22 protein-coding genes and 1 pseudogene are annotated in these 21,269 nt (G+C 40.6%); 9 read left to right on the forward strand and 14 right to left on the reverse strand.

Features of this window, described 5'->3' with window-relative positions; genetic code table 11:
* The first annotated feature begins 1 nt into the window (after position 1).
* Together dprA and IRT38_RS01955 are read left to right on the forward strand one after the other, a co-directional pair.
* Entirely contained in the window at positions 2 to 1,129 is a 1,128-nt protein-coding gene (dprA, locus tag IRT38_RS01950; protein WP_151825892.1) for a DNA-processing protein DprA, read from the forward strand.
* 37 nt (positions 1,130 to 1,166) lie between these two features.
* Entirely contained in the window at positions 1,167 to 1,736 is a 570-nt protein-coding gene (locus IRT38_RS01955) for an L-threonylcarbamoyladenylate synthase (protein WP_130576292.1), read from the forward strand.
* A 394-nt stretch (positions 1,737 to 2,130) separates the two neighbouring features.
* Here IRT38_RS01955 and IRT38_RS01960 read toward each other — a convergent pair whose 3' ends face one another.
* On the reverse strand, positions 2,131 to 3,051 hold the full coding sequence (locus tag IRT38_RS01960) for a DMT family transporter (protein ID WP_194596818.1): 921 nt from the start codon (positions 3,049 to 3,051) through the stop codon (positions 2,131 to 2,133).
* Positions 3,052 to 3,205: 154 nt separating this feature from the next.
* Positions 3,206 to 3,780, reverse strand: a pseudogene (locus tag IRT38_RS01965) (TetR/AcrR family transcriptional regulator).
* A gap of 116 nt (positions 3,781 to 3,896) precedes the next feature.
* On the opposite strand from IRT38_RS01965, the gene IRT38_RS01970 reads away from it, so the two are divergent.
* The 3 genes from IRT38_RS01970 (at position 3,897) to IRT38_RS01980 (ending at position 6,570) form a co-directional block, all read left to right on the forward strand.
* Positions 3,897 to 5,117, forward strand: a complete 1,221-nt coding sequence (locus tag IRT38_RS01970) for an MFS transporter (protein WP_194596820.1) — start codon at positions 3,897 to 3,899, stop codon at positions 5,115 to 5,117.
* Positions 5,118 to 5,132: 15 nt separating this feature from the next.
* Complete coding sequence (locus IRT38_RS01975) at positions 5,133 to 5,906, forward strand: helix-turn-helix transcriptional regulator (RefSeq protein WP_125299865.1); 774 nt, start codon at positions 5,133 to 5,135, stop codon at positions 5,904 to 5,906.
* Between the two features lie 118 nt (positions 5,907 to 6,024).
* Complete coding sequence (locus IRT38_RS01980; RefSeq protein ID WP_004905532.1) at positions 6,025 to 6,570, forward strand: glutathione peroxidase; 546 nt, start codon at positions 6,025 to 6,027, stop codon at positions 6,568 to 6,570.
* 65 nt (positions 6,571 to 6,635) lie between these two features.
* Here the strand turns inward: IRT38_RS01980 and IRT38_RS01985 are convergent, their stop codons facing one another.
* The 11 genes from IRT38_RS01985 to IRT38_RS02035 all read right to left on the reverse strand — a co-directional run bounded on the left by IRT38_RS01985 (position 6,636) and on the right by IRT38_RS02035 (position 17,304).
* Positions 6,636 to 8,813 carry a hypothetical protein gene (locus IRT38_RS01985; protein ID WP_194596822.1) on the reverse strand — a complete coding sequence of 726 codons (2,178 nt, stop codon included), beginning with the start codon at positions 8,811 to 8,813 and terminating at the stop codon, positions 6,636 to 6,638.
* Positions 8,814 to 9,137: 324 nt separating this feature from the next.
* Complete coding sequence (locus IRT38_RS01990; RefSeq protein WP_004905537.1) at positions 9,138 to 9,557, reverse strand: F0F1 ATP synthase subunit epsilon; 420 nt, start codon at positions 9,555 to 9,557, stop codon at positions 9,138 to 9,140.
* Positions 9,558 to 9,574: 17 nt separating this feature from the next.
* On the reverse strand, positions 9,575 to 10,969 hold the full coding sequence (gene atpD / locus IRT38_RS01995; protein ID WP_004798063.1) for a F0F1 ATP synthase subunit beta: 1,395 nt from the start codon (positions 10,967 to 10,969) through the stop codon (positions 9,575 to 9,577).
* A 30-nt stretch (positions 10,970 to 10,999) separates the two neighbouring features.
* Complete coding sequence (gene atpG / locus IRT38_RS02000; protein WP_004905540.1) at positions 11,000 to 11,869, reverse strand: F0F1 ATP synthase subunit gamma; 870 nt, start codon at positions 11,867 to 11,869, stop codon at positions 11,000 to 11,002.
* Between the two features lie 77 nt (positions 11,870 to 11,946).
* The gene (gene atpA / locus IRT38_RS02005) at positions 11,947 to 13,491 is read right to left on the reverse strand and encodes a F0F1 ATP synthase subunit alpha (RefSeq protein ID WP_004777723.1); all 1,545 of its coding nucleotides are present in this window, start codon (positions 13,489 to 13,491) and stop codon (positions 11,947 to 11,949) included.
* 42 nt (positions 13,492 to 13,533) lie between these two features.
* The gene (locus IRT38_RS02010) at positions 13,534 to 14,070 is read right to left on the reverse strand and encodes a F0F1 ATP synthase subunit delta (protein WP_004905545.1); all 537 of its coding nucleotides are present in this window, start codon (positions 14,068 to 14,070) and stop codon (positions 13,534 to 13,536) included.
* 12 nt (positions 14,071 to 14,082) lie between these two features.
* Positions 14,083 to 14,553, reverse strand: coding sequence for a F0F1 ATP synthase subunit B (locus IRT38_RS02015; protein ID WP_004905548.1), 471 nt, complete (start codon positions 14,551 to 14,553; stop codon positions 14,083 to 14,085).
* A gap of 39 nt (positions 14,554 to 14,592) precedes the next feature.
* A complete protein-coding gene (atpE, locus tag IRT38_RS02020; RefSeq protein ID WP_000424060.1) occupies positions 14,593 to 14,838 on the reverse strand; it encodes a F0F1 ATP synthase subunit C in 246 nt (81 codons plus the stop codon).
* Positions 14,839 to 14,920: 82 nt separating this feature from the next.
* Positions 14,921 to 15,796 carry a F0F1 ATP synthase subunit A gene (gene atpB / locus IRT38_RS02025; RefSeq protein ID WP_004905552.1) on the reverse strand — a complete coding sequence of 292 codons (876 nt, stop codon included), beginning with the start codon at positions 15,794 to 15,796 and terminating at the stop codon, positions 14,921 to 14,923.
* Between the two features lie 99 nt (positions 15,797 to 15,895).
* Positions 15,896 to 16,294 carry an ATP synthase subunit I gene (locus IRT38_RS02030; RefSeq protein WP_004956567.1) on the reverse strand — a complete coding sequence of 133 codons (399 nt, stop codon included), beginning with the start codon at positions 16,292 to 16,294 and terminating at the stop codon, positions 15,896 to 15,898.
* A 170-nt stretch (positions 16,295 to 16,464) separates the two neighbouring features.
* Positions 16,465 to 17,304, reverse strand: coding sequence for a metal ABC transporter substrate-binding protein (locus tag IRT38_RS02035; protein WP_194596823.1), 840 nt, complete (start codon positions 17,302 to 17,304; stop codon positions 16,465 to 16,467).
* Between the two features lie 165 nt (positions 17,305 to 17,469).
* On the opposite strand from IRT38_RS02035, the gene IRT38_RS02040 reads away from it, so the two are divergent.
* From IRT38_RS02040 to znuB, 3 genes are read left to right on the forward strand one after another with little or no spacing between them, the layout of a single operon-like run.
* Positions 17,470 to 17,967 (forward strand): transcriptional repressor, encoded by a 498-nt coding sequence (locus IRT38_RS02040; protein WP_194596825.1) that lies wholly within the window; start codon positions 17,470 to 17,472, stop codon positions 17,965 to 17,967.
* Positions 17,940 to 18,728, forward strand: coding sequence for a zinc ABC transporter ATP-binding protein ZnuC (gene znuC / locus IRT38_RS02045; RefSeq protein ID WP_194596827.1), 789 nt, complete (start codon positions 17,940 to 17,942; stop codon positions 18,726 to 18,728). Before IRT38_RS02040 ends, znuC begins: the two co-directional genes overlap by 28 nt.
* A 3-nt stretch (positions 18,729 to 18,731) precedes the next feature.
* Entirely contained in the window at positions 18,732 to 19,550 is an 819-nt protein-coding gene (gene znuB, locus IRT38_RS02050) for a zinc ABC transporter permease subunit ZnuB (protein WP_004905559.1), read from the forward strand.
* On the opposite strand, the gene IRT38_RS02055 is transcribed toward znuB, so the two are convergent.
* Positions 19,547 to 20,173: a LysE family transporter gene (locus IRT38_RS02055; protein ID WP_194596829.1), complete on the reverse strand. Its 627-nt coding sequence runs from the start codon at positions 20,171 to 20,173 to the stop codon at positions 19,547 to 19,549. The two genes, znuB and IRT38_RS02055, sit on opposite strands and share 4 nt — an antisense overlap.
* A 158-nt stretch (positions 20,174 to 20,331) precedes the next feature.
* Here IRT38_RS02055 and IRT38_RS02060 point away from each other — a divergent pair, with 158 nt between their 5' ends.
* Positions 20,332 to 21,252: a Dyp-type peroxidase gene (locus tag IRT38_RS02060; RefSeq protein ID WP_194596831.1), complete on the forward strand. Its 921-nt coding sequence runs from the start codon at positions 20,332 to 20,334 to the stop codon at positions 21,250 to 21,252.
* The last annotated feature ends 17 nt before the right edge of the window (positions 21,253 to 21,269 follow it).

The raw sequence follows: 21,269 nt of genomic DNA on the forward strand, positions 1-21,269 counted from the left end.
TATGTTGAATCAATTATCACCCCACCACTACCATACCGTGTTGGTGTGGTATTTGGTTCAACATTCCCTATCCAGCTTTCACAAAATTCTGAAACATTTTGGGAGTTGTGAACAAGCAACACAAAGCCACCGATTCTCTGAGTGGTATCAACTCGGTTTACATGCAAACCATCTAAAACGCTTAGAAGAATTTCAAAGCACACAAGGTCAAAAACAATTTGAACAGATAGTTCAACTGATTTTGAAGCACTGTGACTTTATCGTGACGCCACACGATATTGACTATCCCAAACAACTCATACCTTATGCAGATCATCCACCCATATTATTTGGTCAAGGTCATCTTCAGGCTTTACTGCAACCGCAAATTGCATTAGTGGGGAGCCGCAAACCTAGTCCACATGGTCGCCAAGTGGCTTATGATTTTGCTTATTACCTTAGTGAGAAAGGATTTTATATTACCAGTGGTCTTGCACATGGGATTGATGAAGCTGCTCATCGCGGTGGCTTAGCACATCATCGAAGTATCGCTGTCACAGGTACTGGGTTAGATACCGTTTATCCCACTCAAAATAAACCATTGGCACAACAAATTGCTCAATCAGGTGCCATCATCACAGAGTTTCTTCCTACGACACTCCCATTACAACAACATTTTCCACGACGAAATCGGATTGTTAGTGGCTTAAGTTTAGGTGTCTTAGTGGTTGAAGCAGCACTAAAAAGTGGATCTTTGATTACGGCGAATGAAGCAGCCAATCAAGGTAAAATGGTATTTGCTATCCCTGGTCATATTTACAGTGAATACCATCAAGGCTGTCATCAACTTATTCGTGAAGGGGCTGTTTTGGTCGATCATCCTGAACAGATTATTGAAGATTTAGCATTACCTACACATTGGCAGACCCAACAACACACTAAAGATGCTGTAGAACAGCACTCAACACTTCCACCACATTTGATTAGCTTGTATCAGAATTTAGATTGGATTGGACAGGATTTAGATTTACTCAGCCAACGCTATCCAGCACCAATCTCTGAAATCACATCTCAATTAATGGAATTAGAGTTACTAGGTTTGTGCATACAACAAGGTGGTCGCTATTTACGTTGTCGTCCAATCCATTAAACTATAGCCAATCTTTTCTGTTAGTACCCTCCTAGACATGATTACAAACTCGATTGCCGAAGCCGCTGATTGTCTAAAACAAGGACAAGTCCTCGCCTATCCAACAGAAGCCGTTTGGGGTTTGGGCTGTGATCCTTTTAATCAACAAGCATTTCAAGACATTCTTGAGTTAAAACATCGTCCAGTTGAAAAAGGCGTGATTTTATTAGCTGGGCATCTAGAACAAGTAGAACATCTACTACAGAACCTAGAATCCAGCCTCCGCAACCAAGTGATTGCTAGTTGGTCAAATCGTCAAGAGACCGAACGTGCCACAACATGGCTACTTCCAGCCGATCAACACATCCCGACTTGGATTAAAGGACAACACCCTTTGGTTGCTGTTCGTGTAACAACACATCCTTTGTGTGTAGAGCTATGTGATTCATTTGGTGGATTTATCGTATCGACAAGCGCAAATCCCGCAGGCTTAACTCCAGCAAAAAGTTTAGAAGAAGCACAAGATTATTTTGGTTCATCTCTGCATTATCTAGATGGTAAATTAGGCTTGAGCCAAGAACCAAGTCGTATTCTAAATGCGTTAACAGGTGAAGTGATTCGCGCTTAATTACATGAATAGCAGATAAAAAAAAGCTCAGTTATATAGGGATAACTGAGCATAAAAAGGATGTGTATCATCACATCCAGAGGGTTCGCAAATTTGGTAAGCAACTCATTCATTCTAAAACGAATCATCTTGCTGTGTTGAGTATTATGGATCAATCATTCATCTTATACAAATATATTATTTATCTAACAAAAAAAGTGAAAAGCGTACCTTTTTTGTCAGTTTTAAAGATCCAATAAAAATATATTTTTATTTTTATTGATCTTTTTCAGAATTACAAATGAGGCACTCCTTTAAAATATATTTGTAAATCATATAGAAAGAATAAACAGTTAATAAAAAAATTACGTTCGTTTGTTGCTCTTTTAAGCAAAACCATCTCATTTATGCGCAACTAAGTCGCCGTTTCCAACTGTGATTGAACAACTTTTTTTGTCTTTTTTTGAGCCAAAATAATCCCTATGAGAATCATTATACCGCCAATCGAGTGATAAATTGTCCATTGTTCAGCTAACCAAACACTGGCTATCACTGCCGTAAATACAGGCATAAGATTCATAAAAATACTGGTTCGATTTGGGCCAATCACTTGTACTGCCACCATCCATAACAAGGGAGCAATCAAAGATGGAAACATACCAGCATAAAGCACACTCATGGCATTCTCCGCATCAATCGCATCCAAGCCTAAATATAATAAAAATGGGACGTGATATAACAATGCAAACCCTATTTGGACATATAGACTGGTCATCAAGGGTAACTGGAGTTGCCATTTTTTGAGAAACACCCCATAAAATGCATAGAATCCTACCGCAATCACCATGACAGCATCTCCCCAATGCCCGCCTTGAGCAAACAAACTAGAAAGCTGACCTTGGCTCATCACATAGATCAATCCAGCAAAGGACAATAAACTACCAAAGATCGCAAAACGATTAGGTTTATCCTTTAAAATCAAATATGAAATAAATATAGTAAAAATGGGAACAAATGCATTGACGATGCCCATATTGGTCGCCGTCGTATAATGTGCAGCGGTATATGAAAGACCTTGATATAACACCATACCAAAAGCACTTAGCACAGCTAAACGTCCAATCAAAGGTCGAATCAAAGCACGTTGTTGCCAAACTTTGGGCAGCATGAATGGCGTCAGGATAATAAAAGCGACAAACCACCGATAAAAACTAATACTGGCAGGTGAAATATAATCTGCAACATAACGAGTCACCGCAATGTTTAATGACCAAATGAAAACAGCAATGAGAGGTAAGATAAACACCCATTTTTGATATTTGCTTAGCTGACCCATCCACTTTCCCGCATTTTCTAAGTAATGCGAATATTTTGAAAGATGTCTAAATCAATTTAAATATCGTATTTCAGACATTTATATCGCTGTTTAGACATCAAATTTAGAATAAATCCCAGCTACGCATTGCGTGTTCAACCACCTTATGCAGTTGTTAAACCGTTGCACCATCTCGTGCTTGCACAGTCAATCCTTGTAAGACTGTTGCATAGAAATCTGCCATCTCTTGTATAGAGGTAGACTGAGCAATGTCACCATTTTCTACACCTTGTTTTAAACGCTCAAGCATTTTTTGTTTGGTCTTCAGGCGCTTTTCAAGAATAGTATGCTGCACTGTCTGCGCATGATCAGAACAATTCATGGTAGCAACGACAAGCATACAACCTGTAGGTTTATTGGGTTGAACCAAACGTTGTACATTGTCATAAAGAAATAATTCAAATGCGACTTTGGCAGTTTTCGCCTCTAAGAAAATCGCTTCAATTGGACATGCTTCATGAGCCAAATAGTAGTCGATACACTTATAAAAAAGTCCCACCTTATCACCAAAGCTACTGTATAAACTGGGTGCAGTTAACCCTAAAGCTTGAGTTAAATCACTCATCGATGTCGCTTCAAAGCCATGCTCCCAAAACACTTTGGGCGACCACGTTTCTTTTTAAGGCTATTATCACAAGGCATTAGGTGAGATTCATGCGTATCTTTCATAAAAGCCACAGATATTTTCATAACGATCATTATTAAATTAATTGACGCATCTATTTTTATTTTATAACGATCGTTATAAAAATTTAACCAGTATCCAAAATTTTATTGTTATGCATCTAACAATAAAGGAATTTTATATGGAAAACTCTTACTCTCCCGAATCTAGTTGCGCATCATCAACGAAAAATCAAGGGAGTTGGTATGCGATTCTCGCAGTCGCAATCAGCGCTTTTGCACTGGTGACCAGTGAATTTCTGCCTGTAGGCGTACTCAACAGTGTTGCAGCTGATCTGAATATTTCTATTGGCACTGCGGGTTTGATTATCACTCTACCAGGTGTCATGGCAGCATTTGCAGCACCCCTTCTCCCGATATCAGTGAAACAACTAGATCGTCGTTATGTCTTAATTCTACTGACTGCGATTATGGTGATAGCAAATACCATTACTGCATTTGCTGAGAGTTTTAATATCCTCTTACTGAGCAGGTTAGTATTAGGAATTGCAATTGGAGGCTTTTGGGCAACAGCAATTGCTTTGAGTGGCAAACTTGCTCCTGCTCATTTGCCCATCGCTAAGGCAACCGTAGTCGTCATGGCAGGTGTAACCTTTGCAACGGTATTAGGCGTTCCTATAGGCACATGGCTCAGCGAGTTCTACGGATGGCGTAGCGCATTTGGAATAACGGCAGCAATTGGCTTAATCGTCCTCTTATTACAAATCATCTTCTTACCCAAATTAAATCCTGAATCCGCTATTCACCTGCGTGATCTTCCTGCGCTGTTAAGAATACCCAAAGCACGTAGTGGCATGTTGATTGTACTCTTGATTGGTTTAGCACATTTCTGTGCCTATAGTTATTTAGCCCCTTTCTTTAAAAATATCGCAGGTTTTGATGGCACCACCATCAGTTCTCTATTGTTACTTTATGGAATTGCTGGTGTATTTGGGAATGCATTCGCAGGTTATAGTGGCAATTTAAATGTTCGCTACACGCTTGCTTTTGTGGGTTTCTGCTTTGCAGTTGTGTTCTTTGGCTTCCCTATATTTGCAGTGCATGAACTGGGTGCTGTCATCCTCACCGCACTTTGGGGCTTTGCCTTTGGAGCTTTTCCTACTTCCGCGAATATTTGGATGTTTGTTCATGCACCCAATGCTGTTGAAAAAGGAATGCCTCTATTTGTTGGCATGTTCCAGGTCATGATTGCTGTTGGCTCATTATTAGGCGGTTATGTCGTTGATCACTTCAATGAAAATATCTTAATTTATGGTGTAATTAGCTTTGTAGCTTTAGCCTTGATTAGCATTTTTACTTTAGCCAAAGGCTTAAATAATCCCAAAGTCACTTGTGAAAATTAAAAGTTGAGAATCCAAATGAAGTTTGACGGTACCCAACAATTTCCATTCTTAACTGGTATAGAGGTGCATGAATTTCTCTATCAAAAGAATGACGTTGTTAGTCCTCACTCTTCACTTTGGGGTGACTTTAATTTTAGTTTAAATGGAACACTAGAGTTTGATATTGAAGGAAAATATTACTTATCACCGCCAAGCTATGGGCTATGGCTACCACCACGCACAGAACACCAATCACTGCCTGTTGAACATGAAATTCATTATATTTGCATCCGACTTCATCCTCGTTTCGGAGATGCATTAGGCGATGTCTGCCGCTGTTTTAGTATTCAACCTTTTTTTCGCGCCTTGGTCATCCAAATTCTAGAGCAACAAAAGCAAAATCCTGCACCCGAATATCTTGAACATTTATTACAAGTGTTATTCGATCAACTAAAACAAGCTCCAGCATATACACATTATTTGCCGCAAAGCACGCATCCAATCTTAGCTCCGATTCTCGATCAACTTGCGAATCCTGAATTATTTCATATGAGCCTACAACAGATCTTACAGCACTTTACATTCAGTGAACGTCATCTGTTTCGCCTCAGCCAACAAGAGTTACAGCTATCTTTAGCAGAATGGCGCAATCGAGCTAAGATCATCTATGCGATCAATCAAATTCGCCAAGGGATGACCATTAAACAACTTGCGTTTTCTCTGGGGTATCAACACAGTTCAAGTTTTATCGAATTTTTTAAGCGCTATACAGGACAAACACCTATTCAACTCAAAAATGCATCTACCTAATTCAGCTTTCTTCTTTTGCTCATTATTTGTATTGATTACTATGAATAAGATTGCACTCTGATAAATAAGCAGTTAAAACAAACAAGTCTTGTCACAACAACAAATTAGGACGTATTCCATGAGCCAATCGGTTTATCACATTCCTGTTAAGGACATCAAAGGTCAGGAAGTCGACCTTGAACAATACCAAGGTAAAGTACTTTTAATCGTCAATGTCGCATCTAAATGCGGCTTAACTCCCCAATATGAAGGTTTGGAAAAACTGTACCAAGCGAAGAAAGATCAAGGTTTAGAAATCTTAGGTTTTCCAGCAAATAACTTCTTAGAGCAAGAACCTGGTAGTAATGATGAAATTCAGCAATTCTGTTCATTAAATTACGATGTTCATTTCCCTTTATTTGCAAAAATCTCCGTTGCTGGCGATGACAAACATCCACTCTATCAAACACTAACTCAAGCAATCCCTGAACGTATTGGTGAAGGTCCTTGGTGGAAAGATTTAGTTGATTATGGTTTAACGCCAAACAATCCACCTGAAGTTTTATGGAATTTTGAAAAATTCTTGGTAAATAAAAAAGGTGAAATTGTGGCGCGTTTTGCACCAGATATTACAGCGGATGATGAACGCATCGTAAATGCAATTGAAGCTGAATTAGCAAAATAAAATACATCAAAAAGAGCGCTTGAGAGCGCTCTTTTTGATGATGAGTAATTAGGATTACGCCAGCATCAAATCTCATAACTCATTTTGATGGGTTGTATCTGATACGATGGCATAGAGACTGAAGTATTAGCTTTCTGCTTGCTTAGATTTGGAAAATCATGCCCCATGTGAGTCATCTTTTTATATTGATCTAATACAGTATTCAATTGATTAAGACGTTGCTTCAACTCAATCGACATAAACTGATCTGATTGTGCTAATGCCACCCAACCTGCTTGAACTTTGCGTTTGGGATTGTCATGTGTCAATTGTTGCTGCATCCATTCATACAACTTTACCGCTCGATGATGCGCTTCAAACTTATAGGCAAACAACAAAGTAGAAAGAGACAACTCAGGTATCTGTCCCATCAGCTTCATTTCAATTTGTCTGAGTTGGTAAGCATATAAATCAATCCGATACTTGAGTAGGTCGTGAGTAAACCATTCCGCAAAATCAATCAACAAATCCATGACTTGGTTTCTTTGAGCAATGATTTGTTGTTTCTCATGAGCCGATTTGGTTTGTTCTTTATTCTGAACACGCCAAGTTCGATAAATCGCTAGTCCCCCAACAAAAAAAGCACCGATCGAACCTGAGACCATCCCACCGATTGCTGCTCCTAAAGCCAAACCATTTTTCATAGTAGAGTTAGACGATTTGTATTGCAGAAAAGGGCGTACTGTTTGTCTAGTTTGTACTTTATTAAAATTACGATAGACGGCAAAACCCGTATTCATTAAAGGGATTGGTAAAAAATCCTCACGTCCAACGACTTGCTGTAAGCTTTGCTGAGCAGTGCGTTGGACCGACTCATAACTAAGTGCTAAATCAGAAAAAACCGATGGGTATTTTTCTTGCAAATGAGCCAGTTCAATATTCACGATAATTGCAATATGTGGATAGCTCTGCGCAAATTTTTCGACTTTTTCATTATCAAGCGTGCATTTAACCTGCATCGGTGTACCATCCACAATAAGGTCAAATCCAGCTAAATGTGAATGCTCTACAAACTCAATGCTATGTCCCTGCTGACTCAAGTTATATGCTACTTGTTGTTTAGCCAAATAAGATGATATCTGCTGCATAGCAGCATCATGATTATAATCAGGCGCTGGAATCTGTTTTAAATTATAAAATGCTTCTCGATCACCCTTTGAAGCAGTGACAAGCGCATCTAAAACCAAAGGATTGATATGAAAATAATTCCAAATAAATCCTAAACTATGATTAGCAGCGTTAATTCCACTAACAAATTTTAAATCTCGCCCAATTAATATTTTCTGTAGTGCTGCATTTGCTGCTTTATGGCGATCTAAATGCATAACCACCTCTTGGTTATTGAGCAATTTAGGTGCTTGTTCAATTCTATTTTTATAATAAGGTACAACAAACTCATCAGCCGATAGCCAATGATTTAAAGAGTATCCAACGAACTTTAGCTTATGCTGAAGATGTATAAATGGTTTTGGAGATTGCACAATATGCGAGTTGAGATTCTCAGGCAATAATAAGCCTACAGCTCGTCGTGTCAGTTCATCGTGTAGTTTTTGCTGTTGAATCTGATCAAGATTTCCTAGTCGATCCAAAGCCTCAACGATATCACCATGACCATGTTCATTCGAATAATGATTACGATTTAACAGACTTTGAATGTAATCGTAGTGAATATCTTCATGCTGTGTAGGTTGTTGCTGGAAGACACGATCATAGATTTCTATAGCTGCATGCCAATTTTCCAAACGCACATACAACTTCGCAAGATTCAATTTGATTTCAACAATATCGTATTCATCACACAATTGTTTCAAAACACTCAGTTTTAATTCACCGTCTTTGCACTCTGATAACTGCAACAAAATCGTTTGAATTTCATTTGAGCTAAATTTTTCTTCTGAATATTGCAAACGAAATGCTAAACACTGCTCTAGCCATGCATTTTTTTGTGCATGGAACTTATAAACAGGAATAAAGGTCTCTGTAATTAATTGAATTAAACGTAAAGCACAATGAATATCTTCTTTGGTGGAATGACGAAAATTCCAAATCTTGGGTAAAGTAAGATTAAATATTTGTGTGTAAATATTTGCAGTTAAATCAGGTTGGGTGAGCGTTACCAGCTTCAATTGGTCTTTGACAGATAAATGATGCCCTTGTTGTTCGATGCGATCTAAACGCAACTTTAAGACATTACTCGGTAACATATACTTCCTAATTGAATTTTTATAAGATCTATTCGTTATTGCAAATATAGAAAAATCAGCAAGCTCTTACTTCCGATCACTATTGTTAAGCGAGTTGCTAGATTGTTAAATATATCCTTAATTTATGCTTCACGCACAGATTACCAAATAAAAAAAGTTTAAATAAACTAAGCATTATTTTCTTATATCTTTAAGAATATCTATTCTTGATCGTATTGCTACTGAACCTTTTTATAAAGGCAATTGTGATAATTGTCAGATTCATAAAGTCAATCTAAATGAAAAAGCCACCTGACGGTGGCTTTTTCAATCTTAAATCTGCAATTACATTGCACGATTCTTGATTTTACGGATCGTTTCAAGCTGAGCAGCTGTTTCAGCCAACGCAGCAAGTGCAGCAGCAGAATCCAAATCACTCTTTTGATTTGCTAGCAATTGTTCAGCTTGTTTACGAGCTTCCATAATTGCAGCTTCATCCAAGTTGTCTGCACGGATTGCACTATCTGCAAGTACCGTAACAACATGAGGTTGAACTTCTAACACACCGCCAGATACGTAAACAATTTCTTCCGTACCATTTTCCAACTGAACACGAATCGGTCCAGGTTGGAGTAAAGTTACAAGTGGTGCATGTCCAGGTAAAATACCTAACTCACCACCCGCACCTTTTGCGATTAACATCGTAACTTGTCCAGAGTAAATAGACTCTTTAACACTTACGACATCACATTGCATAGTCGCCATGAGATGATCTCCTTAAATTAGAGTTTCTCAGCTTTAGCAATCACTTCGTCAATACCACCAACCATATAGAACGCTTGTTCTGGGATGTGATCGTATTCACCAGCTAATAGACCTTTAAAGCCACGAATAGTTTCTTTAAGCGGTACTAATTTACCAGGAGCACCAGTAAATACTTCAGCTACGTGGAATGGTTGAGAGAAGAAACGTTGGATTTTACGCGCACGGTAAACAACCAATTTATCTTCTTCAGCTAATTCATCCATACCCAAGATTGCGATAATATCTTTAAGCTCTTTATAACGTTGCAATACGTTCTGTACAGAACGTGCAATTTCATAATGCTCTTGACCAACAACCAATGGATCTAACTGACGTGAAGTTGAGTCAAGTGGATCGATCGCTGGATAAATACCAGAAGATGCGATGTCACGGCTCAATACTACTGTTGCATCTAAGTGAGCAAACGTTGTTGCAGGTGATGGGTCAGTCAAGTCATCCGCAGGTACGTATACAGCTTGGATCGATGTGATCGAACCAGACTTAGTAGACGTAATACGCTCTTGAAGAACACCCATTTCTTCTGCAAGTGTCGGTTGGTAACCAACCGCAGATGGCATACGACCTAACAATGCTGATACTTCAGTACCCGCAAGTGTATAACGGTAGATGTTGTCGACGAATAATAATACGTCACGACCTTTACCATTTTCGTCTTTTTCATCACGGAAGTATTCAGCCATAGTCAAACCAGTTAACGCTACGCGTAAACGGTTACCTGGTGGCTCGTTCATCTGACCGTAGACCATTGCTACTTTGTCAAGAACGTTAGAATCTTTCATTTCGTGATAGAAGTCGTTACCTTCACGAGTACGCTCACCAACACCAGCAAACACAGATAGACCTGAGTGTGCTTTCGCGATGTTGTTGATCAACTCCATCATGTTAACGGTTTTACCAACACCCGCACCACCGAATAAACCAACTTTACCACCTTTCGCGAACGGGCAAAGTAAGTCAATTACTTTAATACCAGTTTCTAAAAGATCAGTAGAAGCTGCTTGTTCAGCATAAGAAGGTGCTTGACGGTGAATCGGCAAACGTTCTTCAGTCGCTACAGGACCTGCTTCATCGATAGGGCGACCCAATACGTCCATGATACGACCAAGCGTAGCAGGACCCACTGGAACAGAAATCGGTGCATTTGTGCTAGTTACATTAAGGCCACGTTTAAGACCTTCTGTAGAACCCATTGCGATGGTACGAACAACACCATCGCCAAGCTGTTGCTGAACTTCTAAAGTAGTTTCAGTACCGTCAACTTGGAGAGCGTCATAGATCTTAGGAACGCTATTGCGCTCAAACTCGACGTCGATAACCGCGCCGATGATCTGAATGATACGACCGCTACTCATTGCTGTCTCCTCAATTCAAACTTAATAATGTTAAACGGCAGCGGCACCGCCAACGATCTCGGAAATTTCCTGAGTAATCGCGGCTTGACGCAGCTTGTTGTAAATGAGTTGTAGGTCTTTAATCAATTGGCCTGCGTTGTCTGTCGCTGCTTTCATTGCGACCATACGAGCAGACTGCTCACATGCAACGTTTTCAATCACACCTTGATAAACCATAGACTCGATGTAGCGAACCAACAAACCATTTAACAATTCTTCTGCTTCTGGTTCGTAGATATAGTCCCAACCATAAGTACGGTTGAGATCATCGCCTGCTTGCGCTGGTGCTAAAGGAACAAGTTGTTCTACTTTAGGCTGTTGGGTCATCGCATTGACGAAACCATTTGAAACGAGGTAGATACGATCTAATTCGCCCTTATCAAATGCATCAAGCATAACTTGTACAGAGCCAGTTAACTGTTCCAAACTCGGCGCGTCGCCAAGTTGGGTCGTTGCACCAAGCACTTTACCGCCGTAATTCTTAAAAAACGAAACCGCTTTTTGACCAATCAAAGCAAATTCAACTTCAATTGACTGCTCTTGTTGTGCTTTGACATGCTGCACAACTTTCTTGAACAAGTTAATGTTCAAGCCACCTGCCAAGCCACGATCTGAAGACACCACGATATAGCCAACGCGCTTAACAGGGCGATCAACCATATAACGGTGTTTATATTCAGGATTTGCTTGAACTAAGTGAGCAATTACACGGCGCATATTATCGGCATACGGACGGCCTTGAGCCATGCGCTCTTGCGCACGACGCATTTTAGAAGCAGCTACCATTTGCATCGCGCGAGTAATTTTCTGCGTGCTTTTGATACTAGCTACTTTGGCGCGAATTTCTTTTAAATTTGCCATACGCTTAACCTAGTATTCGAAAGCTCTTTCGAGCTTCCGAAGGTTGATCCGTGAACCAAACTTAACTAAAGATAAACTTAGTAAGTTTGAGTCGCTTTGAAGCTCTCAATACCTGCTTTGAATGCTGCTTCGATGTCTTTGTTATAATCACCAGTTTCATCGATCTGTTGCATTAACGCAGCATGTTCTGAACGGAAGTAAGCAATTAACGCAGCATCAAAGTCTACGATTTTCTTCACTTCAACGTCAGCCATGTAGCCTTCGTTAGATGCATAAACAGATACAGCTTGGTCAGCAATTGAGTAAGGAGCATATTGTTTCTGCTTCATTAACTCAGTTACACGTTGACCATGCTCAAGTTGCTTACGAGTTGCTTCATCAAGATCTGAAGCGAACTGAGCAAACGCAGCCAATTCACGGTATTGTGCTAAAGCAGTACGGATACCACCAGACAATTTTTTGATGATCTTAGTTTGAGCAGAACCACCAACACGCGATACAGAGATACCCGCGTTCACAGCAGGACGAATACCCGCGTTGAATAATGATGTTTCTAAGAAGATCTGACCGTCAGTAATCGAAATTACGTTCGTTGGTACGAATGCAGATACGTCACCCGCTTGAGTTTCAATGATCGGTAACGCAGTTAAAGAACCAGTTTGACCAGTTACTGCACCGTTCGTGAACTTCTCAACATAGTCAGCTGAAACGCGCGAAGCACGCTCAAGAAGACGTGAGTGAAGATAGAATACGTCACCTGGATACGCTTCACGACCTGGTGGACGACGTAATAACAATGAAATTTGACGGTAAGCAACAGCTTGCTTAGACAAATCATCATAAATAATTAACGCATCTTCACCGCGGTCACGGAAGTATTCACCCATTGTACAGCCTGAGTACGGAGCTAAATACTGCATAGCTGCAGGATCAGCTGCCGCAGCTGCGACAACAGTTGTATACGCCATAGCGCCAGTTTCTTCTAGCTTACGTACAACGTTTGCAATTGTTGATTGTTTTTGACCAATCGCAACGTATACACATTTAATGCCAGAGTTTTTCTGAGCGATAATCGCATCGATCGCCATTGCTGTTTTACCAGTTTGACGGTCACCAATGATCAACTCACGCTGACCACGACCTACAGGGATCATGGTATCAACTGATTTATAACCAGTTTGAACAGGTTCGTCGACTGATTGACGCCAAATTACACCTGGTGCTACTTTTTCAACAGCATCAGTTAGTTTTGCATCAATAGGGCCTTTACCATCAATTGGGTTACCCAAAGCGTCTACGACACGGCCAAGAAGTTCAGGACCTACCGGAACTTCTAATACGCGACCTGTACAACGAGCTTTTTGACCTTCTTGAAGGCTTAGGTAGTTACCTAAAACAACGGCACCCACTGAATCCTGTTCTAGGTTCAGTGCCATACCAAATAAGCCGCCGTCGAATTCGATCATTTCACCGTACATTGCATCCGCAAGACCGTGAATACGCACGATACCGTCAGATACCATGACGATGGTACCTTCATTCTTAGCGGTCGCGCTGGTGTCCAGATCGCCGATACGCTGTTTAATGAGCGCACTGATCTCGGATGGATTCAGTTGTTGCATTGCGCTATTCCTCAATCTTTTTTAAGTTCAGTCTTTTTGCTGTTACGCAAGAAGACGAGTCCGCATTTTTTCAAGCTTGTTAAGCGCAGAGTCATCTATCACTTGGTCGCCTGCACGAATCACAACACCTGCGATTAACGCCGGATTAACGCTAACAGTCACATGTACAGTTCTGTTAAAACGTTTTTCAAGCGCATGAGCTAAAATATGCTCTTGTGTCGCATCCATTGGAAAAGCAGATTCAATCTCCACCTCCAACGTGTTGTTGTTCTGCGATTTAAGTAATTCGTATTCTGCAGCAATTTCAGGCAATAAAACTAAACGATCATTATCTGCAAGAAGTGTCAAAAAGTTAGACACTGATTGAGATTGATCTTCACCTAAAACTTTCGCAAAAAGACCTACTTGTTCCGCAGGAGTCAGCTCAGGGCGATTTAAATAAGCGGAAAATGCTTCGTCTTGCACCGCAGCACTGAGCAGTTGTAACGCATTTGACCAAGCGTCAGTTGCATTCTGCTCAGATGCATAAGCAAATGCTGCTTTGGCGTACGGGCGTGCTAACGTCAAGAGTTCAGCCATATTTCGCCTCGCTTATAGTTTAGCAGCCAGCTGAGTCAGCATGGCATTATGAGCTTCTGCGTCAACTTGTTGGTTCAGAATTTTTTCTGCGCCAGCAACTGCCAAAGCAGCAACTTGTTGACGTAATTCTTCGCGAGCAGCATTGATGTCTTGATCAACAGTTTCTTTCGCCTGTTGACGAATACGCTCACCTTCAGCCGCAGCCTGGGTACGCGCTTCTTCTACCAATTGTGCTGCACGACGGTTCGCTTGTTCGATCAATTGAGCCGCTTGTGCTTTCGCTGCATCTAACTCTGCCTTAACTTGTGCTTGCGCATCAGCAAGGTCAGCTTTAGCTTTTTCAGCAGCGTTTAAGCCATCAGCGATTTTACGCTGACGCTCACTAATCGCATTGATTAGTGGTGGCCAAACAAACTTCATGCAGAATGCGACGAACATCGCAAATGCAATTGCTTGACCAATCAATGTGAGGTTGATATTCATTTCGCTATTCCTCAATATGTGGATTTAGGAATTAAGCTATTAACCTACAAATGGATTAGCGAAGATGAAGAACAAGCCAATACCAACACCGATCATAGGCACAGCATCAAGAAGACCCGCGATTAAGAACATACGAGTTTGAAGTTGTGGAGCCAATTCTGGTTGACGAGCAACAGCTTCTAAGAAGCGACCACCTAAAAGACCAAAACCAATCGCAGTACCTAAAGCACCGAAAGCGATCAAGATAGCAGATGCAATTGCAACTAGACCTAAAGTGAGTTCCATGAAAAATTCCTCAGAGGTTAGGTTATTACCAAATTAAACTAAAATTTAAGCCCAACCATCAGGTGATAGTTAGGCAATACCATTAATGCTTTTCGCTTGCCATGCTCAAGTAAACGATGGTCAGCATCATAAAGATAAATGCTTGCAGCGTGATTACAAGAATGTGGAAGATAGCCCAAGGCACAGATAACGCCCACTGGATCCAGAACGGTAATAACGCGATTAAGATGAAGATTAACTCACCTGCATACATGTTACCGAACAGTCGTAGAGCCAACGAAACTGGACGAGCAAGGAAAGTTACTAATTCCAAAATCAAGTTCACTGGAATCAATAACGCTTTTGCAACTGGGTTACTTGGATTAAACGGGTTAAGTGCCAACTCGCCAACGAATCCTCCAACACCTTTTTCACGGATGCTGTAGAACAAGATCAACACAAATACCGACAATGACATACCTAAAGTAATGTTCGGGTCAGTAGATGGAACAACCTTGAAATAAACGTGGTGAGGGTCCATACCAAATACACTTGCACCAATCTGTTGAGCTAGATAAGGAATCCAGTCTACAGGAATCAAGTCCATTGCGTTCATGAGGAAAATCCACACGAAAATGGTCAATGAAAGTGGAGCAATTAAACGTGATTTGCCGTGGAAAGTATCACGAACACTTGAGTCCACAAACTCAATGATCATCTCGATCGCTGATTGGAATTTAGTTGGTACACCTGCATTCGCAGCTTTCGCAACTGTCCAGAACAACAAACAGAAAATAACACCAAGTCCGATAGACCAACCCATTGAATCCAAGTGAATTGCAGTGAACCCCATCGATTGAGCTTCTTCAGCAGTCTCAGCCAATTTCCATGTACCATCAGGCATTTTGCCATAGGTCATATTGGTCAAGTGATGCTTGATATACTCGGTCGAAGTCAGGGCATGTTCTTCAGCAGCCATAAATCACACCTGGTCAATGTCAATCATTAAAAAGAAGTTAAACGAACCATGCGTACTGCAATAATCTCGTTTTTACTTCCAAAAATCTCAAAATGTGCTTTATCCACGTTTTTGTAGACGCGACGCCCAAAACGGCGCGACCCACGACATCGCTTGTACGAGGATAAATCCACTAAACAATGCAACCGGTGACAGCGGTTTAACATTGCTTAAAATTAATATAAAACCAACGATCACAATCGCAAACTTCCCAAGCATGCCTCGATACATGTTTAGCATGACTTGTTTTGATGCTCTGGCACCTGCCGTTCTGAACGACTGCCAAGCAAAATAACAGTGTGCTAACCAACAGACCAAAGCTCCAAGCGCAGCACTTAAAGCAGCAGTTGTATCTTTAATAAGCCAAGCCAATAAAGCTGCCACTGGAATCATACACGCTTGTAAGAAGACCAAAGCTTTTGCTAATCGTCGGTCAATCATGCGACTAGTTCGGCTCATTTTTTACCCACTTACAGCGTAACTGCTTGACAAGTTTTATTGATGATCGTTTCGAATCGCAGGCATTATAGAGTTACACCCCTGAACATGCAATCTTTTCTCGACTTAAGTCTGCTTTTTTCGTTACCATATTTTCTGACGATAGAGTCAACTCAATTAATTTTTTTTCATCATTTTTGCGCACTTAATACGCACTTATCGGTTTTTGAAGCCAATTTTTTCCAAGCAACCACAAAATCATCCTCCCCTCTCATGCTTTCATCTACTGATTCAAAGATAATGGGATTTAGTTTCTGATATTGGCTTGAACTTGCCGAAGTTTCAGCCAATAGGCACATTTTTGACTTTGGTCGACTATCTTTTAAGTACTTTATTTGTGCAGCTGTAGGCGCAATATGCGGATCATCAGTTAATGCTCCAGCAAACTTCAAATTCAGCGCCCGCTCTAAATATTGATAGGCATCATGATAAGACCAATATGGTTTTGCCTTATTAGTACTCTCGTATATTTGCGAAGCGTGTAGCATTTGTTGTGCAAAGTTTTTTGCATTTGACATATATTTATTTTTATTTTCAGGATTTTGCTGTGATCGCAAAGTCGCAATAAAGAAAGCAATACGAACTGCATTGTTTGGTTCCAACCAAACATGACTATCCATCGTATTCGCCAAAGCTGCTCCACGTAAACTACGCTGAGGAAGTATCGTTAAAATTCCTGAGTCCAATAAAGCAATCGCTTTTCGATTTTGACCTAGGAGCTTTTCTAAAGGTGCTTCATGTGCCTTGCCTAGCCATATCACTAAAGATGCATCCTGAATCGCTTTGCGGTGAGCAGGTGTCAATTGAACATCATGTCCAGTTTGATCATTTAAAAGTAATACAGGTTCTTCAATTCCTTGTGTTACTTCCTTAGCGATCAAATAAATTGGATGTGTCGAAACCACTAAACTTTGAGTCCACCCCCATGTACTAAACATTGAAAAGAAAACAAAGATTAAAAGGCGTGACATTACAGTAGTACTCAACTTAGCGAAGCATGTTATAATATAACAAAAGTTAAAAATTGCCTATGTCTATTTTCCAAGCCCCTTGTCATCATAATCATCAAGATCACGATATAGATAGTTATAGATCATTTGCATGTTATGATATGTGCAAAACAATGAGGTCAAGTTATGAGTTCTTGTTCACATGAACATGATAATGCTTTGCACGGTGTCCACGGTCATCACGATATTAAAGCAAGAATTGCGGAAGCAGAGCTTTTATGTACTGCGGTTGGCGCACGACTAACACCTTTACGCAAAGAAGTTCTTGAACTCATTCTAAATGCCTCAGCCCCTATGGGCGCCTATGATCTGCTGGCAAAAATAAAAGGTCAAGCTGATCGCCCTGCTGCACCACCGACGGTGTATCGAACATTAGATTTCCTGCTAGAGAAAGGTTTAATCCATCGTTTAACCTCAATCAATGCTTACATCCCTTGCTGCCATCCACGTGAAGGACATCAAGCTGCTTTTTTGATTTGTACAGAATGCCACTCTGTAAAAGAAGCATCTGCTCAAGGCTTAATTCAACAGTTAGATCAATTGGCGACATCTGATCAATTTATCGCGCAACACAGCATTATTGAAATCTCTGGAAAATGTCATCAGTGCAGCACTCGTCAATAAGCCCTTCATTGATTGAACTTGAAAATATTTCGGTTCGACGAGATGAACGAGACATCCTTAGAAATGTTAATTTTGCTTTACAAGCAAAAGAAATCGTCACATTGATAGGTCCGAATGGCGCTGGTAAGTCTACGTTAATCAAAGTATTGCTTGGCATCATGCAACCCAACGCGGGCAAAGTCACTTTTGCTAAAAAGTTAAAAATGGCATATGTCCCACAAAAATTTAATCCGTCTAGCAGCCTGCCCTTACGTGTCCAAGACTTACTTGATCTAGAAGTATGTGCAAGTGATCTCCGCAAAGAAATTATTCAGGACACTGGGATTTCAAAACTACAATTATCTAAAGTTCAGCAGTTATCTGGAGGAGAACGTCAGCGTGTTCTCCTTGCTCGCGCCTTATTACGTCAACCTGATATTTTAGTTCTTGACGAACCCATGCAGGGTTTAGACATCCAATCAGAAGCCGAACTGTATGAATACGTACGTAGTTTGCCAGAGCGTTATGGTTGTGCTGTTTTAATGGTTTCTCACGATTTACAGTGGGTTATGCAAGGTACGCATCGTGTAGTTTGTCTCAATAAGCACATTTGTTGTAGCGGACTACCTGAAAGCATTCAACAGCATCCTGAGTATCAAGCAATTTTTGGAACTCAACGCATGTTTTATCAGCATCACCACAATCATTGTGGGCATAGCGATCATGTTGAACCCTGTACGCATGACCCTCGTCCACATATCCACCCTGAACCAAAGGTCTAAGCGATGATGGAATGGTTAGAGTTACTGTTACCTGCTTGGATCATGGGGACATTACTAGTATTTCTCACAGCACCTTTAGGCTGTCTGATGCTTTGGCGCAGGATGTCATTTTTTGCAGACACTATGGCGCATGGCACATTACTCGGTGTTGCTATAGCAGGAATGCTTCAACTGCCTTTTTGGTTAGGTGTTGGTTGTTTAGCAGGACTCTTAGTCGCTATTTTATGGGTTCTACATGATTCAAGATTGCCAAATGATGCCCTATTGGCATTGTGTTCAGCGACATTACTGTGCTCAGGCCTACTTCTAATACAGCATTTACCAAGTTTAAGACCTGAACTATTAAGCTATTTATTTGGCGATCTGTTGAGTATCGAATGGGCTGATTTACCTTTATTTGCGATTGTTATCGCTGCAGCATTGGTTGTTCTTTATCGCTCATGGTCCGCACAAATTCAGATTTCTATTGATCCTGACATTGCAATCAGTGAAGGCGTGAATGCTAAATGGCAACGTCTAGTTTTTATGTTGCTTCTCGCTTTATTTACCGTGTTGGCACTTCGCGCAGTAGGCTCTCTACTGATGGGTGCTTTGCTGGTCATTCCCGCATTGAGTGCTCGCTTACTGGCTCACTCCCCTAAACAAATGGTGATTTGGGCATTTATGCTTGCTCAATTTGGAGTGACCGTTGGATTATGGTCAAGTGCAGCATTGAATATTGCTACAGGATTAAGCATCGTTTTGTGTATGGCACTGACATTCGCAGCTATTTTTGCAACACAAAAATTTAAATCTCTTAGCGTGTCTTCAGCAAAAGATTAACTCGTTTGCTGAATTGCACTCAACAATGCAGCTGCACAACCAAACATCACCGCAAAACTTCGATTTAAATATTTTTGCTGTCGAGGTGAACGCAGTAATCTCAAGATTTTTGATGCAAGTCCTGTATATGCCGCCATCACCATCAAATCAATCACGACCATTGTAATCGCCATGATCACATATTGTATCCACTGCGGTTGGTTTAAATCTAAAAATTGTGGGAGTACAGCCAACAAAAAAACGATAGCTTTAGGATTACTCATGTTGACGATAAATCCTTTAAACACCAGTACTAAAGCAGGTGTGTTTTTCTGCTCGGTTTGAATATCAATATTTTGAGCTGGGGCAGTCCACTGAACATAAGCTAAATATAATAAATAAATGACCCCAAACCATTTCACTACCTGAAACGCCCACGGTGTCGTCGCAAAAAGAACTCCCACCCCTGCGGCTACAATCATAATTTGAATAATCAAAGCCAGCTGCAAGCCAATCGCATTCCAATAGCCATGCTTAAAGCCATAGTTTAAACCACTCGACATTGAAGCGATCGCCCCCACCCCTGGAGAAAGACTAATCACCCAGCATGCCAACATAAAGGCGAACCAAACATGGAAACTCATATATAAAAGAGATAAATAAAAGTGGAATTATACTGTTTTATTGCTGAAATTTTCTGCTAATTCATGAGGTAAAAAAGAATAAATAAACTATTAAACAGTTATATCATCAGGCACAATATTGTTTTTTGCTGTATTAAAAAATAATTAAGGAGATTTTAATGACTGCTCAATCTGTCATTCTTCCACTACCTTCAGATCATGCACGCTTTATTGTGCTTCGTTTAAAAGATCTTACAATTTCTGAATTAAAACAACAGATTGAAGCTCTCCTGTCAACTCGCGACCGCCTCATCACCCAACATCCAAATGATCAAATTAAAACTGCTGTTGCGTTTGGTCCTGAGTTGTGGGCACAACTCAGCACTGAAACACCAGAAGGTTTTAAACAACTCGACCCTCAAAGTGGCGCATTTAATATGCCTGTTGTACCAGCAGATGTATTTATTCATATTGCAAGTGCACGTGCTGATATTTGCTTCTCAATCAGTCAAGCTTTCTTTGCAGGCATTCAAGACAAAGTAGAAGTCTTGAATGAACGCCATTGTTTTAGATTTTTTGATGGACGTGATATGACAGGATTTATTGACGGCACTGAAAACCCTCAATTTCCTGATGATCGTGCTGAAGCCGCGCTGCTACCTGAGCACGCAGGCAAATTTGCGGATGGAAGTTTTATTTTTGCTCAGCGTTATGTCCACGACTTAGCGAAATGGCAACAACTCAAAGTTGATACGCAAGAGCAAGTATTTGGTCGTACCAAATTAGAGTCAATTGAACTTGATGATGATATCAAACCTGAAAACTCTCATGTTGCACGCACAGTAGTGGAGGACGATGAGGGTGAAGAAATGGAAATCCTCCGTCACAGCTTGCCATATGGTGATGGCAAAGGTGAACAAGGTTTATTTTTCGTCGCCTATACCAATGATCTAAATATTATTGATGCAATGTTACAGCGTATGTTCGGAACTGCTGGTGATGGCATTCATGATCGCCTATTACATTTCACTACAGCAGTTGATGGTGCCTATTACTTTGCGCCTAGTGATGAACTTCTAGAGGAAATATTGGCAGTATAAAAAAAGGAGCGTTACGC

The sequence above is a fragment of the Acinetobacter sp. SK-43 genome (assembly GCF_015351505.1).
Taxonomy (GTDB): domain Bacteria; phylum Pseudomonadota; class Gammaproteobacteria; order Pseudomonadales; family Moraxellaceae; genus Acinetobacter; species Acinetobacter junii.